The sequence below is a fragment of the Atlantibacter sp. genome (assembly GCF_032062175.1).
Classification (GTDB): Bacteria; Pseudomonadota; Gammaproteobacteria; order Enterobacterales; family Enterobacteriaceae; genus Atlantibacter.
Genome location: NZ_DAMBQK010000016.1, coordinates 56,172 through 69,476, shown reverse-complemented (window position 1 = coordinate 69,476; position 13,305 = coordinate 56,172). Strand labels below are relative to the sequence as shown.

The following is a 13,305-nucleotide window of genomic DNA, read 5'->3' as shown; positions in this document are numbered from 1 at the left end:
CTATCAAAGACCGAATTCGGCCGGTTCAAAGCCCAGTGCCAGGGCGATTTCACGCGCCGCTTTCTGCTCGTCCGGGTCGAAATTGCCGTCGCTTTTCGCCACCGCAATCCCCACACGCACCGCCAGCTGAGCGGCTTCAGGCTGATCTTTCAGCGCCAGAATGTACTTCATGGTTTCGCCCTTGCCGATTTCCATATCGAAATCGAAGCTGCTCACCAGTTTGTTAAAGAAGTCGATAACCTCAGAGGTATCGAAGACTTTCAACTCGTCAGAGGCACGCAGAAAACCGATCATCTTCTGCTTCTCTTCGGAACTGACGCCATCGCTGGATACCGCGATGCGCGCGCAGACCGCCACCGTCCCCTGCATAAATTTTTTGTTCTTAAAACGGCCAACCTGTTTGGTTAACTCGTCGCGGCTGGCGTTAAACGCCCCTTTTACCTTGTTGAAAAAACTCATTCTGTCACCCTCTGCCAAAGAAATTACTTGGAACCCGCTTTCCAGCTAAAGCCCCAGCCGAACGCCTTGTCCATATCGCTATGTCCATTAAAGAACTGATTAATTCGTTCTACTTTTATATTGCCGTTTTCGTTAACCAGACGGGCGATGGCGCACATGTTGCGGTTGTTCTGCCCTTCGGTCATTCGCGTCTCGATTGGCGGCTGGTCCGGGATGAACAGCGACACCACGCCGTCGGTCTTATCCCAGCTCGGTACGCCTTCGTAGATAAAGGCGAAAATCAGCACTTCGCGAATATGCTTCCACTCGCGGCCATTCACGTGCAGCCACTCGCCGGTAGAAAACTCGCCGGTGCGATCGTCGCCCTGCAATTGAACATACGGCTCGCTGTCCATGGAACCGAAGCGGTTGCCCAATGCCTGAATCACGGTTTTGTAGCCGTCGCTCAGTTCAACAAACGCGCCTAAATCCAGGTCGATGCCTTTGCTGCCGCCAAACACCGCGCGTAATCCGGTCGCCGGGTTGCCGCGATGCCAGTTCAGGTTGATGCGGATCTCGCCGAAGTTATCGCGCTTGGTCAGGCTGATTGCCGGTTTCTCTTTGGTCAGGGAAACCTTGCTGAGATTAATTTTAGACGCTGCGGGCGCTGGCGCTGGCGCGGGGGCCGCCGTCGGTGCCGGGCTGTCTGCCACATCCACGCCAAAATGCTCTGCCAGCGGTTTCAGCCCGCCGTTAAAGCCCTGGGCGATAAAACGGAATTTCCACTCGCTGTTGCGGCGATACAGTTCGCCTAAAATCAGCGCCGCTTCCTGGCGGCCATTGAGATCGACCACGCCGTTCAGCAGCACCGTGCCCGCCGCCTCGACCTGAATCGCCAGGCGTTGCAGGCCCGCCACGGTCTGGTTGCCGTCGCACGTCACGGTAAAGGCCACTTTTTGCACATCGGCCTGAAGACGGTTGAGATCCACGGTAAACGCGGCGTTATTACCGTCATTGGTCAGCGCAATGGTCGCGTCATCATTCTTAGGCTGGCCGTAAAACACCATATCGGCATCGCCCTTCACTTTGCCGGTGGCGTACAACCGGAACGCGGAGGCGTCAACCGCTGCGCCGGACAGCACGCGCACCGTCAAGGTTTGAGAAGGAACGGAGGCATTGCCTCCCGCCGTCATGTTCATGAGCGCACCACCGCCGCGACGATGTCGCTGTGCATATCGTCAATGGTGCGGCCGCTACAGGCTTTGCCCAGCGCGGTGAAATCCCACTCGCCGTTGTTGCGGCGCAGGGAGGCGATCACGATGCCGGTGTGAGAGCCCTGCTCGTTCAGCTGATAGCGCGCCAGCTCTTTGTTGTTCTGATCGACCACGCGGCAGAACGCGTTTTCCACGTCGTTAAAGCTCTGGCCACGGAAACTGTTGACGGTGAACGCCAGGTATTCCACCTGGGCTGGCAGACGCGTCAGATCCACGCGGATCACTTCGTCATCGCCGTCGCCTTCGCCGGTCAGGTTATCGCCGCTGTGCACCACGGAGTTACAGGATGATTTCAGTTTGCGGAACCAGACGGTGTCGATTTTGCCGCCGGATTTATCGAGCAGTACGCAGCCCGCGTCGAGATCGATGGAATCATTACCGCCAAACAGTTTGCCTAACATCCCTTTCTTTTTAATAGGGTCCCAGCCGAGGCCGAAATGCAGCTGGTTGAGCGCCGACGATTGCTTGCTGAGTGAAACAGTTTGGTTTTTAGTTAATGAAACCATGGTCAGATCTCCATAAAGTTGCTCGTGAAAAAGGGTGATTTTTTACGCCAAAATCCTTCAGATGAAAATCATATCATGATGCTGTTAATGAACAAGATCATTTTACCCACCAATTTTTAAAGAAAGGTAAATTGTTTATTTTTCATAAAATTAAAAACATATAACGCAAAATGATTTACGGAAAAACCTTAACAAAACGCGAAGTAAAACGCAGAAGTAAACCTCGCTAAAATCAGATCATATTATGATTGACAACTTTTTTACCGCTTCCTAGACTTGTAAACTAACTGTAGCCATTCAACTCCGTCCCATCGGTAATAAAAAAAATGACCAATAAAATCTGGCTAATGGAAGGCTTGTCTTCCCAGCGCGACCTGATTCAGGGCATCCGCGCGTTCGCTCATCTTAAGCAGACCGATGTGACGGTAGTTGCGTCGCACCGTAACGATCGCCATGAGATCTTGTCCCTGGCGGATATCGCCCTGATTGAACCGAAAGACGCCGACCAGCGGCTGGCGTTTATCCTTTCCACAGTGAAAAAACTGGGCGTAAAGGCGATTCATACTGGCCGCCACGCCGCCTGGTTTGAAGCCCACCGCCCGGCAATTACCGCTAGCGGCGTAACGCTCACCACCGGTTCTCTCCAGCCCACCATGTTTGCGCTGGCCGACGACAAAGTCGAATACGCGCACGCTATGGAAAAAGCCGGTTTGCCGGTGGTGCCTTCCCTGCGTGTGGAATCGGTGGACGCGCTGCGTGCGCTGATTGCCCGCTCGCCGTTCGCCAGCAAATCGCTGTGCGTCAAACCGGTGAAAGGCATTTATGGCATGGGATTCTGGCGGTTTGATGAAAGCGTCTCGCCGATGGCGCAGTTTATTAACCCGGACAGCCGCAAAGTCAACGCGCGCTTTTATCTCAGCGCCCTGGAACAGGCCGGCGAATTCGAACCGCTGGTGCTGATGCCCTACCTGCCCGGCCCGGAATATTCAGTCGATATGCTGGTAGAAGACGGCAACGTGCTGGCGGCGGTGGGCCGTCGCAAAGAGGGCTCGTTACAGTATCTGGAAAACCACGGCGACGCCTTTGAGCTGGCAAAAGCCTGCGCGCGCCTGATGAAAGCCGATGGGCTGGTCAACGTGCAAACCCGCAACACCACCAGCGGCAAACCCCTGCTGCTGGAAATCAATATGCGTCCTTCCGGCGGCATCGGTTACACGCAGTTTAGCGGCGTAAACCTGCCCGGCCTGTTCGCCTTCCGCCAGCTTGGGCTGATAAGCCAGCAGGATGTGCTGGATGAAGCGGAACGCGCCTTTGCGCCCGCCATCGTCAGGCCCGTGACCGAAGCGGTCAGCTACCCGCCGGTGCTTGCCAATCAGTTAAGCGAAGAGAATAACCATGAGTGAATTTAGCCGCACGCTTTCCAGCGGCACATTACGCGTGACGCCCACTGGCGGCATGCGACAAGTAGACGAGCTGTTTGAGCTGGCCGAGCGCCGCAATCCGAAGCGCGCCTTTTTGTTCGTCAGCAAAGTGCTGGGCCGCCATATTCCGGTTGCGCCTGGCGTTATGCGATCGGTGTATCGACAGCTGGCGGAGCAGTTTCCCGAACCTGATGCGGGCCCGGTGCTGTTTATCGGCATGGCGGAAACCGCCGTCGGGCTTGGCGCAGGCGTATTTGATGAACTGCGTAATCGGGTGGCGGACCCGGTGTATCTGACTTCGACGCGCCATCCGGTTCCCGGTGAGTTGCTGTGCGAGTTTAAAGAGAACCACAGCCACGCCACGGATCACCTGATCTATCTGCCAGACGACGCCGAACTGCGCCGTCGGGTGGTAAACGCCCGTACGCTGGTGCTAATCGACGACGAAGCCACCACCGGCAACACGTTTATTAATTTGCTGGACGCGCTGCAAAACGCCGGGCTGTCTCAGTTAACCCAGGTGGTTGCGGTCACCCTCACCGACTGGAGCGGCGATGCGCTGGCGCGGCGTTGCACACTGCCCGTGACTACCGTCTCGCTGGTGCAGGGCGACTGGCACTGGGAGCCGAATCCTGATGCGCCGGTTCCGGTGATGCCTGCGGTAAACGTCACGGCGGCGGGCAGCGTACCGATTACCGGCCCGCAACGCTGGGGGCGGCTGGGTATGGATACGCCAGCGGCGGATCTGGGCGCGCATATCCTTCCCCGGGCCGGTGAAAAGATCCTGGTACTGGGCACCAGCGAATTTGTCTGGGAACCGTTTTTGCTGGCGGAACGGCTGGAAAAAGCCGGGGCTGAGGTCAAATACAGTTCCACCACCCGCTCGCCGATCGCGACCGGGTTCGCCATCCAGTCCGCCATTGCCTTTACCGACAATTACGGCCTTGGCATCCCCAATTTTGTTTATAACGTCGCGCACCAGCAGTTCGACCGCATTTTGCTGTGCGTAGAAACCCCCGCCACCAGCATCGATACGGTGTTGCTGGATGCGCTACGCCAGGTTGCGCCCCGCGTAGAGGTGATTAGCTATGAATAGACCGGTGATTTTTTCCGATCTCGACGACACGTTATTCCAGACCCGCCGCAAAATGGTGGATGAGCTGGATCTGGCCCCGTTTCGCACCGGCGCGCTGGATCGCAGCCTTGAGCCGCGCAGCTTTATGACTGAAGAGCAGGCGATGCTGGTGGACTGGATGCTGGAGCACGCCGAGCTGATCCCGGTGACCGCGCGCGGCACCGAAGAGATCGCCCGCGTCACTATCCCGTTCCGCTCGTGGGCGGTAACCACCCACGGCGCGGTGATCCTCGACCCGCAAGGCCAGCCCGACGACACCTGGAAGGCGTTGATGCTGGCGAAATTACAGCCTTATGCGGAAAAATTACTCGCCATGCAAAGCGCGATTACCGAGCTGATGGCGGCGCGCAATATCAACGGCTGGGCGCGGATTAATTACGAATACGGCGACGTGCCGGTGTATCTGGTCATGAAACACCGCGACAGCACCCGACTGGACGAACTCAACGCCATCGCCGACGAAATCGAACAGATCTTCCCCACCGAAGGTTACTACATCCATCGCAACAGCAATAACGTTGCCTGGCTGCCAACAGTGGTGGAAAAAGGGCTGGCGGTCACTTATCTGCTGGAAAAACTGCGCCAGCAGCGCGGGGTTTTCCCGGTGATTGGCCTCGGGGACAGCTTAAGCGACCACCGCTTTATGCGGCTCTGCACCTGGTTTGGCCTGCCGCGCCAGAGCCAGTTTGCCCAGCGCATCACGCAAACGCTGTTTGGAGAACTGTATGACTGATTTCACGCCGTTTTCCGGCTCTTACGCTGCGCAGGACGTCCACTTTTTACTCAACCCGGTCGAGCTGGAAATGACGCCGGTTGACCAGAAAGAGCAGTTGATCCAGTCCGGCGCGCGCCACTATTCGGAAATGCTCAGCCAGGAGCCGGAGCCCACCGCCTGGCATCTGGATATTTTCTCCCAGGCGCTGGATCGCGGCGCGGAGCGTTTAGCCAAAGAGGTGGTTATGCTGGCGCAGGCGCTGGCGGAACGCTTCAGCGATACGCCGATTGTGCTGGCAAGCCTGGTGCGCGCGGGCGTGCCGCTGGGCGTAATGCTGCATCAAACCCTGCGCGAGATGGGCAAAGAATCCCATCATTACGGCATTAGCATCATCCGCGACCGGGGCATTGATGAAACCGCGCTGGCGTGGATTGAAGCGCGCCACGGCAGCGACGGCATTGTATTTGTGGACGGCTGGACCGGGAAAGGCGCGATTTCCGGCGAGCTGCGGCGCAGTTTGCAACATCGTGCTGGCTACCCGCAACAGCCGCGCCTCGCGGTGCTGGCCGATCCGTGCGGCAAAGCGTGGCTTACCGCCAGCGATGACGACTGGCTGATCCCGTTCGGCATTATGGGCGCGCCGGTGTCCGGCATGATTTCCCGCTCCATCTGGTCCGCCGAAGGTTTACATGGCTGTGTGATTTGCGATCACCTGGCGCAATTTGAATGCAGCCGGATGCTGGTGGACACCGTGGCGCAATACCGCCAGCGCCTGGATTTCAGTGCGCTGCCGCGCGGCGACCTGTCGGCGGCGAGAAAAACGCAGCTTCAGCAGCAAAGCGAACACGTCATCCAGACGCTGGCAGAAACCTACCAGATTTCCAGTATCAACCGCATCAAGCCCGGCATCGCCGAAGCCACCCGCGCGGTATTGCGCCGGGTGCCGGACCATGTGCTGGTACGCTCCGTGGACGATCCTGACGTGGCGCTGCTGGTCTATCTGGCGCGGGAAAAAGGCATCGCCATTACCGAAGTGGGCGACGCCATCGGCCAGTATCGGGCAGTCACAATCATTAAAAAGGTGCTCTGATGGATAAACGGCTTTCACCCTGGCGTCTGGGCGCGACGTTGTATATGCCCGCGACCCGCACCGATATTGCTGACGCCATCCTGAACAATAAAATCAGCGGCCTGCGCTCGCTGGTGATCTGCCTGGAAGACGCGGTCAGCGAAGGCGATATTCCGCAAGCGCTGGAAAATTTACGCGCGTTGCTGATTCAACTCACGCAAGCGAAAGCCGCCCAGGGCAACGCGAGTTGGCCGCTGGTGTTTATCAGGCCGCGCGATACCGTGATGGGCGAGCGGCTGGTGCAGGAGATGGACCTCAGCGCCATTGACGGCTTCGTGCTGCCGAAATTCACGCTGGCCTCGCTGCCCGCCTGGTGGCGCATCCTTGAACCCACCGACTTATGTATGATGCCGACGCTGGAAACCGAAGAGGTGTTCGATGTGGTGCAGATGCGCGAGCTGGCCACTACCCTGGTGGATCACCCGTGTCATTCACGGATCATCGCCCTGCGTATCGGCGGTAACGATCTGATGAACGTGATTTCCCTGCGTCGTTCGCGCCATCAGACGCTGTACGACGGCCCGATGGGCTATGCGATCAAAATGCTGGTGGCGGTTTTCGCCTCGCGGGATTTTGCCCTGACCGCGCCGGTATGCGAGCACATCGACGATCACCAGATCATGGACCGCGAGCTGGCGCTGGATATGGCCCACGGGCTGGTAGGCAAAACCGCGATCCATCCGAATCAAATCAGCAAGATCGAAGCGGCGCTGATGGTGTCGCCCACCGATCACGCCGATGCGCTGCGTATTTTGAACTCCACCCAGGCGGTGTTTAAATCCCAGGGCGCGATGTGCGAACCGGCGACCCATCGCCGCTGGGCATCGGGTATTCTTGCCCGCGCGCAGGTTTACGGCATCGCCAGCGAGCAGGCACAGGACAGCGTTCGACTGCTCACCGCCACGGTGAAAAATTAGCCAATATGCAATCAATGGACAACGAGACGCATTTTTTTACCGGGAACACGTTGCCAGTAATCGGACGTTTGGCGATGATTTTGCGCCGCGTCGTCTGGCATGCGGAACTTAAACTTTGAACGCAGGCTGTTTTTCATTATGCAACTGAGTACGCGACAAGCTCGAGTCTATATGCTGGCCACCCTGCTGGGGCCGGGCAAGCCTGTCTCTGCCGCCAAAATCATCGCGACGCTGGCCTGCTCTGAACCCACCCTGACCCGGGTGCTCAAAGAGCTCAGAGAGTTTTACTCCGCTGAAATCAAGTACAGCAAAGCGCACCACACTTACCAGCTCACCAGCCCTGGACTGCTGGATAAAAAACAACTGCGCCGCATGGGCGAAGCGCTGAACGTTAACGCCGAGCGTAAATCCAGCGAACCCGTCAGCTATGTCTCTCTGGATAAAGAGAAGAAAAAAGCGGTTTCACTGTCGCTGAAAATGTCGATCCTGCAAAAAATCGAGCTGCTGGCGCTGCTCAGCAATATCACCCGCAGTGAAGCCGTGGAGATGATCGTCGGGGAATATGCCGATCGGTTGATCCGCGAAATCAAAGCCGAGCAAAAAGCGGGCGAGTAATCCCCGCGCCAAAAACCCAACCCACTTCACATAACCTGGTATGAAAGGTTGCAGCCCTCCCGCACGCTCTTTATCTTCATTTGGAGTGTAATTTCATATTTAGGCAATAATTGGAGTGATCATGTCATTGCTCATGCAGTTGGAAAATCGCATTTCTCACCTCGGCGGGCTCATCGTCTCCTGCCAGCCAGTACCGGGCAGCCCGCTTGATAAGCCGGAGATTGTCGCGGCCATGGCGCTGGCGGCGGAACAGGCGGGCGCGGCGGGGTTGCGCATTGAAGGTATCGATAATCTTAAAGCTACGCGCGCCGTGGTGAGTGCGCCGATTATCGGCATTATCAAACGCGACCTGCCGGACTTCCCGGTACGCATCACCCCGTGGCTGGAGGATGTCGACGCCCTTGCTGCTGCCGGGGCCGATATCATCGCCTTTGACGGCACCGCGCGACCGCGCCCGGCAAGCGTTGAGGATCTGCTGGCGCGTATTCATCAGCACGGCCTGCTGGCGATGGCGGACTGCTCTACGCTGGAGGACGGCCTGCATTGTCACCAGTTGGGCACGGAGCTGATCGGCACCACGCTGTCCGGCTATACCACCGACGTCACGCCCAAAGAGCCGGATCTGGCGCTGGTCTCGGCGCTGGCGGCCAAAGGCTGCCGGGTGATGGCGGAAGGCCGCTACAACTCGCCGGAACTGGCGGCACAGGCGCTGCGCCACGGTGCATTCGCCGTCACCGTCGGCTCGGCAATCACCCGGCTGGAGCACGTTTGCCAGTGGTTCCGGGACGCCATACAGGACGTGAAAAAATGACCACCCTGGCGATAGACATTGGCGGCACCAAACTGGCAGCCGCGCTGATCGACAATGGCTTAACCCTGCTCACGCGCCGTGAACGGCCGACACCCGCCAGCAAAACTCCCGAGGCGCTGGAGACGGCGCTACGCGAGCTGGTCACCCCGCTTGCCGCACAGGCCACGCGCTTCGCCATCGCCTCCACCGGGATTATTCAGGATGGCGTATTGACGTCGATTAACCCCGCTAACCTCGGCGGGCTGGAAAACTTCCCCCTCACCCAAACTCTGACGCAAATCACCGGCCTGCCGGGCATCGCCCTGAACGACGCCCAGGCCGCCGCGTGGGCGGAATACCAGGCGCTGGCGGCTTCTGTCGAACACATGGTGTTTTTAACCGTCTCTACCGGCGTCGGCGGCGGCGTTATCAGCCACAGCAAACTGTTACAAGGGCCTGGCGGGCTGGCCGGGCATCTGGGCCACACTCTCGCCGATCCAAACGGACCGCGCTGCGGCTGTGGGCGGATTGGCTGTGTGGAAGCCATCGCCTCCGGGCGAGGGATTGCCGCCGCCGCGCGCGATGATTTAGCCGGGCTGGATGCAAAAACCATTTTTGCCCACGCGCAGCAGGGCCACCCCCAGGCGCTGGCGCTTGTCGAACGGTCTGCCCGCACCCTGGCACGCTTAATCGCCGATATCAAAGCCGCTTTTGACTGCCAGTGCGTGGTGATTGGCGGCAGCGTCGGCCTCGCGCCGGGCTATCTGGATCGCGTCAAAACCGCGCTGGCGCAGGAGCCGGCGGTTTATCACGTCGAACTGCTGCCCGCCCACTGCCGCCAGGACGCCGGGTTACTGGGTGCAGCTTTATTCGCAAAGGAGTAACGGATGATTACAGGCCATATCGACCATTTAACGGCGGCAGGCTTAGCCCAACCGCTGTACGACGCTATCGTTCAGGCGCTGGCGGAAAACCCGGCGCAAAAGCAGCCGGACAGCTACACCCTGGACGGCGAACGGCTGTTTATGAACGTGATGACGCTGACCACCCAGCCGCCGCAGGAGAAAAAAGCCGAGCTGCACCGCGCGTATATTGATATTCAACTGCTGCTGGAAGGCTGCGAAACCGTGCATTACGGCATCGCAGAGAGTGCGCGCGAGCTGGAGGAGTGGCATCCGGAGCAGGATTACCAGCTATGCAACGCCATCCACAATGCCCAGGCCCTCACGCTGGAACCGGGCATGTTCGCCATCTTTATGCCCGGCGAACCGCACAAGCCCGGCTGCCACGACCGGCTTCGCGCACCGCTGAAAAAAGTGGTGATCAAACTGCACCGGGATGCGCTGTTCCCGGGTTGACTGGTATATACTGACATGCATACGACAAGTATGCATGTGGAGTATGTACTATGAAGCAGCGAATCACGGTTACCATTGATAGCGATAACTATCAGTTGCTTAAAGCCGCAGACGTTAATATTTCGGGCCTGGTTAATAGCGCCATGCAGAATGAAGCCCGTCGTCTTCGTGCCGAACGCTGGCAGACTGAAAATCAGGAAGGCATGGCTGAAGTCGCCCGCTTTATCGACGCAAACGGATCTTTTGCAGACGAAAACAGGGACTGGTGATATGCAATTCCGGGTATATAGCTACAAGCGGGAGAGCCGCTACAGTCTGTTTGTTGATGTCCAGAGTGACATTATTGATACGCCAGGACGGCGTATGGTGATCCCATTAGCCAGCGCCCGTTTACTGTCCGATAAAGTTTCCCTCGAACTTTACCCGGTTGTGCCTATCGGAGATGAGCACTACCGGGTAATGACCACCGATATGGCCAGTGTCCCGGCCGCGGTCATCGGCGAGGAAGTTGCCGATCTGAGCAAATGGGAAAATGACATTAAAAACGCGATTAACCTGATGTTCTGGGGCATCTGACGTAAACCCGTTCAGGATAGCGATGAATCACACACCCGACACCTTCACTATGCCGCCACTGCAACCCGGTAAAATCCTCGCCACCCTCGGGGCGATGCAAAGCAGCCTGAGCCGCACCAGCCAGCGCATCGCCCAGTTTATTTTGCAAAACCCGCAGCGGGTCACCCTGTTGACCGTCGCCGGGCTGGCGCAGGATACCCAGGCGGGCGAAGCGTCCATCGTGCGGTTTTGCCGCCTGCTGGGGTTTCGCGGCTTTCAGGATTTTAAACGCGACCTCACCATCGAACTGGCTCGCAGCGATGCGATGCTGGATGCCGATATCACGCCGGATGATGACGTGGACGCCATCAGCGCCAAACTTCAGGAAACGGTGAGCAGCGTGCTGGCGCAAACCCGCACCCTGCTGGATGCGCACCAGGTGCGGCGGGCGGTGGATGCGCTGCTGAACGCCGGGACGGTGTACCTGTTCGGCGTGGGTTCGTCAGGGATCTGCGCCCAGGAGATGAAGCACAAGCTGATGCGGGTGGGCTTGCGGGCGGTGGCGTTGCAGGATAATCACGAGATGGCGATGCAGGCGGCGTTGCTGCGGCCCGACGATGTGGCTATCGCTATCAGCCATTCCGGCGCGTCACCGGAAACGGTAAAGGCGTTACGGCTGGCGAAAGCCGCCGGCGCAACCACCGTGGCGTTGACGCATAATCTCGCCACGCCGCTGCTGGAACACGCCGATATCACGCTCATTAATGGCCATCATCAGGGAGAATTACAGGGCGACTCGCTGGCTACCCGCGTGGCGCAGGCATTTGTGCTGGATATGCTGTACAGCCTGCTGGTGCAGGCTCGCCCGGAACAGGCCCGGGCGAATAAGTTAAAGACAATGGCGGCGCTTAAGCCTTAGCTTTTGCTTTTCACCAGTTCACGCGGCTTTACGCTTTTTACCACCGCGCCGCTAAAGGGTTTGCCGTCGATGGCATCGTGGGTGCGCAGGGCTTCAGGACGCACCCAGCGCTGAACGCGGGACGGCATATCCAGGCCAATCAGCAGGATCACCACAAACGTCAGGCTGAAGGAGAGCGAACCGAGCGCCGTCCCCAAATCAAGGCGTTGGGCAATCAGCGCGCCAATAATCGGCGCTAACGCCCCGCCCAGCGCGCCAACGTTGTAGGTAAAGCCCAGCCCGGCAGCGCGCTGATCGGTATCGAAGTAGCCGCCGATCAGCTTCGGCAGAATTCCCGAGATCCCCTGCCCGAGCATCTGCTGGAAAAACAGCAGCAGGCCCAGCACCCAGACGTTGGCGCCGCCGATGGCAAACACCGGGATAATCAATAGCTGAGACGCCAGCAGGCTACAGACGTAGGCTTTACGAGTACCGAGCCAGTCGCCCAGGAAACCGCCCACGCAACAGCCCACTGCCGCGCCGAACCCGCTAAAGAACAGTACCCGCGCTACCGTGGCCGGATCGTAGGCCAGTTCGGTTTTCAGATAAGTCGGCAGCAGCGCCTGAATCGGCCACGAGTAGAGGAACGCGAACAGCACTACTACCATCAACGTTACGCCGGTCGGCCAGCGCTTGCCGCTGCCCTGCACCATAAAGCTGATAAAAATCGCCGCACATAGCAAACCGAGCACCGCCACAATCGCCGCGTTGTTCAACTGGCCCGCGAAGCAGAACCACAAGGCGGTTGCCGCTGCAATCGTCAGCAGTACGTTAAGGACGCGATGCTCGCCGCGATAGAGAATATCCACCATAGTGCGCACCGGCGCTTTGCCTGCGTGTTTTTGCTTCCAGTCTTCGGCTTCAGGGATATTTTTACGCAGCCACAGGGCGAAGATAATCGGCAGAATGCCGATGAAAAACAGCGCGCGCCAGCCCCAGACCGGGACTACCAGGCTGTACACCTGCGCCGCGACCACCGCGCCGACCGAGAACCCGGAAATCAAAAAGCCGCTGGCTTTGTTACGCAGATGCTTTGGCCAGCTTTCAATGACATACGTCGCGCTGGAGCCGTATTCGCCCGCCATTCCCATGCCGATCACCAGCCGGGCGATAAACATGGTGGTGTAACCGGGCGCGAGGCCGCAGGCCAGCGTCCCCACCGAGAACAGCACAATACTCGACACCATCGCCAGTCGGCGGCCATAGCGGTCGCCCATTGCGCCCAGCATCAGGCCGCCGAACCAGCGGGAAATAAATGCGGCGGAGATCAGGGTGGCGGCCTGCACCGTCGTTAAACCGAATTCTCCCTGAATTTCGGTCAGTACCAGGGCAATCAGGACAAAATCAAAACCATCAAGCAAATACCCCAACCAGGCGGCGGAAAATGCCCGCCACTGACTCCGGTTGAGGTGGCGATACCACGGGATATTTTGGGTAGTGATACTCATATGAGTCTCCCGAAACGCGTCTTGTAGGGTAGGTGCCGGATGGCTC

Annotated in this window: 16 protein-coding genes; 12 read left to right on the top strand and 4 right to left on the bottom strand. The window is 58.5% G+C overall.

Translation table 11 applies throughout. The features are described 5' to 3' along the window. Positions 1–3: 3 nt before the first annotated feature. The 3 genes from RT120_RS14690 to RT120_RS14680 are packed head-to-tail and all read right to left on the bottom strand — an operon-like array spanning position 4 to position 2,218. Positions 4–459, bottom strand: a complete 456-nt coding sequence (locus tag RT120_RS14690; RefSeq protein WP_144130008.1) for a tellurite resistance TerB family protein — start codon at positions 457–459, stop codon at positions 4–6. Positions 460–482: 23 nt separating this feature from the next. After that, the gene (locus RT120_RS14685; protein WP_312983663.1) at positions 483–1,637 is read right to left on the bottom strand and encodes a TerD family protein; all 1,155 of its coding nucleotides are present in this window, start codon (positions 1,635–1,637) and stop codon (positions 483–485) included. After that, entirely contained in the window at positions 1,634–2,218 is a 585-nt protein-coding gene (locus RT120_RS14680) for a TerD family protein (RefSeq protein WP_125295067.1), read from the bottom strand. Before RT120_RS14680 ends, RT120_RS14685 begins: the two co-directional genes overlap by 4 nt. A 326-nt stretch (positions 2,219–2,544) precedes the next feature. Between RT120_RS14680 and RT120_RS14675 the strand changes: the two genes are divergently transcribed. From RT120_RS14675 to RT120_RS14620, 12 genes are all read left to right on the top strand, one after another. Further along, on the top strand, positions 2,545–3,621 hold the full coding sequence (locus RT120_RS14675; RefSeq protein WP_312983660.1) for an ATP-grasp domain-containing protein: 1,077 nt from the start codon (positions 2,545–2,547) through the stop codon (positions 3,619–3,621). Further along, positions 3,614–4,735, top strand: a complete 1,122-nt coding sequence (locus tag RT120_RS14670) for a phosphoribosyltransferase domain-containing protein (RefSeq protein WP_312983658.1) — start codon at positions 3,614–3,616, stop codon at positions 4,733–4,735. The genes RT120_RS14675 and RT120_RS14670 overlap by 8 nt, the downstream gene beginning before the upstream one ends. Beyond that, a complete protein-coding gene (locus tag RT120_RS14665) occupies positions 4,728–5,507 on the top strand; it encodes a hypothetical protein (protein ID WP_312983656.1) in 780 nt (259 codons plus the stop codon). The genes RT120_RS14670 and RT120_RS14665 overlap by 8 nt, the downstream gene beginning before the upstream one ends. After that, positions 5,500–6,579 carry a cysteine protease StiP family protein gene (locus RT120_RS14660; RefSeq protein ID WP_312983654.1) on the top strand — a complete coding sequence of 360 codons (1,080 nt, stop codon included), beginning with the start codon at positions 5,500–5,502 and terminating at the stop codon, positions 6,577–6,579. Before RT120_RS14665 ends, RT120_RS14660 begins: the two co-directional genes overlap by 8 nt. After that, positions 6,579–7,535 (top strand): HpcH/HpaI aldolase/citrate lyase family protein, encoded by a 957-nt coding sequence (locus tag RT120_RS14655; protein ID WP_312983651.1) that lies wholly within the window; start codon positions 6,579–6,581, stop codon positions 7,533–7,535. The genes RT120_RS14660 and RT120_RS14655 overlap by 1 nt, the downstream gene beginning before the upstream one ends. Before the next feature lie 138 nt (positions 7,536–7,673). Continuing rightward, on the top strand, positions 7,674–8,150 hold the full coding sequence (locus RT120_RS14650; RefSeq protein WP_312983650.1) for a tellurium resistance protein TerW: 477 nt from the start codon (positions 7,674–7,676) through the stop codon (positions 8,148–8,150). Positions 8,151–8,271: 121 nt separating this feature from the next. Then, positions 8,272–8,961 carry an N-acetylmannosamine-6-phosphate 2-epimerase gene (locus RT120_RS14645; protein WP_312983647.1) on the top strand — a complete coding sequence of 230 codons (690 nt, stop codon included), beginning with the start codon at positions 8,272–8,274 and terminating at the stop codon, positions 8,959–8,961. Continuing rightward, a complete protein-coding gene (nanK, locus tag RT120_RS14640) occupies positions 8,958–9,824 on the top strand; it encodes an N-acetylmannosamine kinase (protein ID WP_312983645.1) in 867 nt (288 codons plus the stop codon). The genes RT120_RS14645 and nanK overlap by 4 nt, the downstream gene beginning before the upstream one ends. Before the next feature lie 3 nt (positions 9,825–9,827). Then, positions 9,828–10,298, top strand: a complete 471-nt coding sequence (nanQ, locus tag RT120_RS14635; protein ID WP_312983643.1) for an N-acetylneuraminate anomerase — start codon at positions 9,828–9,830, stop codon at positions 10,296–10,298. Between the two features lie 50 nt (positions 10,299–10,348). Beyond that, entirely contained in the window at positions 10,349–10,567 is a 219-nt protein-coding gene (gene ccdA / locus RT120_RS14630; protein WP_312983641.1) for a type II toxin-antitoxin system antitoxin CcdA, read from the top strand. A 1-nt stretch (position 10,568) separates the two neighbouring features. Next, positions 10,569–10,874 carry a type II toxin-antitoxin system toxin CcdB gene (gene ccdB / locus RT120_RS14625; protein ID WP_312983639.1) on the top strand — a complete coding sequence of 102 codons (306 nt, stop codon included), beginning with the start codon at positions 10,569–10,571 and terminating at the stop codon, positions 10,872–10,874. Between the two features lie 22 nt (positions 10,875–10,896). Next, entirely contained in the window at positions 10,897–11,772 is an 876-nt protein-coding gene (locus RT120_RS14620; RefSeq protein WP_312983637.1) for a MurR/RpiR family transcriptional regulator, read from the top strand. Here the strand turns inward: RT120_RS14620 and RT120_RS14615 are convergent. Beyond that, entirely contained in the window at positions 11,769–13,259 is a 1,491-nt protein-coding gene (locus tag RT120_RS14615; protein WP_312983636.1) for an MFS transporter, read from the bottom strand. The two genes, RT120_RS14620 and RT120_RS14615, sit on opposite strands and share 4 nt — an antisense overlap. Positions 13,260–13,305: the final 46 nt, after the last annotated feature.

Coding starts and splice junctions, on each gene's coding strand:
- RT120_RS14690 (WP_144130008.1), bottom strand. CDS start 459: ATGAGTTTTTTCAACAAGGTAAAAGGGGCGTTTAACGCCAGCCGCGAC.
- RT120_RS14685 (WP_312983663.1), bottom strand. CDS start 1,637: ATGAACATGACGGCGGGAGGCAATGCCTCCGTTCCTTCTCAAACCTTG.
- RT120_RS14680 (WP_125295067.1), bottom strand. CDS start 2,218: ATGGTTTCATTAACTAAAAACCAAACTGTTTCACTCAGCAAGCAATCG.
- RT120_RS14675 (WP_312983660.1), top strand. CDS start 2,545: ATGACCAATAAAATCTGGCTAATGGAAGGCTTGTCTTCCCAGCGCGAC.
- RT120_RS14670 (WP_312983658.1), top strand. CDS start 3,614: ATGAGTGAATTTAGCCGCACGCTTTCCAGCGGCACATTACGCGTGACG.
- RT120_RS14665 (WP_312983656.1), top strand. CDS start 4,728: ATGAATAGACCGGTGATTTTTTCCGATCTCGACGACACGTTATTCCAG.
- RT120_RS14660 (WP_312983654.1), top strand. CDS start 5,500: ATGACTGATTTCACGCCGTTTTCCGGCTCTTACGCTGCGCAGGACGTC.
- RT120_RS14655 (WP_312983651.1), top strand. CDS start 6,579: ATGGATAAACGGCTTTCACCCTGGCGTCTGGGCGCGACGTTGTATATG.
- RT120_RS14650 (WP_312983650.1), top strand. CDS start 7,674: ATGCAACTGAGTACGCGACAAGCTCGAGTCTATATGCTGGCCACCCTG.
- RT120_RS14645 (WP_312983647.1), top strand. CDS start 8,272: ATGTCATTGCTCATGCAGTTGGAAAATCGCATTTCTCACCTCGGCGGG.
- nanK (WP_312983645.1), top strand. CDS start 8,958: ATGACCACCCTGGCGATAGACATTGGCGGCACCAAACTGGCAGCCGCG.
- nanQ (WP_312983643.1), top strand. CDS start 9,828: ATGATTACAGGCCATATCGACCATTTAACGGCGGCAGGCTTAGCCCAA.
- ccdA (WP_312983641.1), top strand. CDS start 10,349: ATGAAGCAGCGAATCACGGTTACCATTGATAGCGATAACTATCAGTTG.
- ccdB (WP_312983639.1), top strand. CDS start 10,569: ATGCAATTCCGGGTATATAGCTACAAGCGGGAGAGCCGCTACAGTCTG.
- RT120_RS14620 (WP_312983637.1), top strand. CDS start 10,897: ATGAATCACACACCCGACACCTTCACTATGCCGCCACTGCAACCCGGT.
- RT120_RS14615 (WP_312983636.1), bottom strand. CDS start 13,259: ATGAGTATCACTACCCAAAATATCCCGTGGTATCGCCACCTCAACCGG.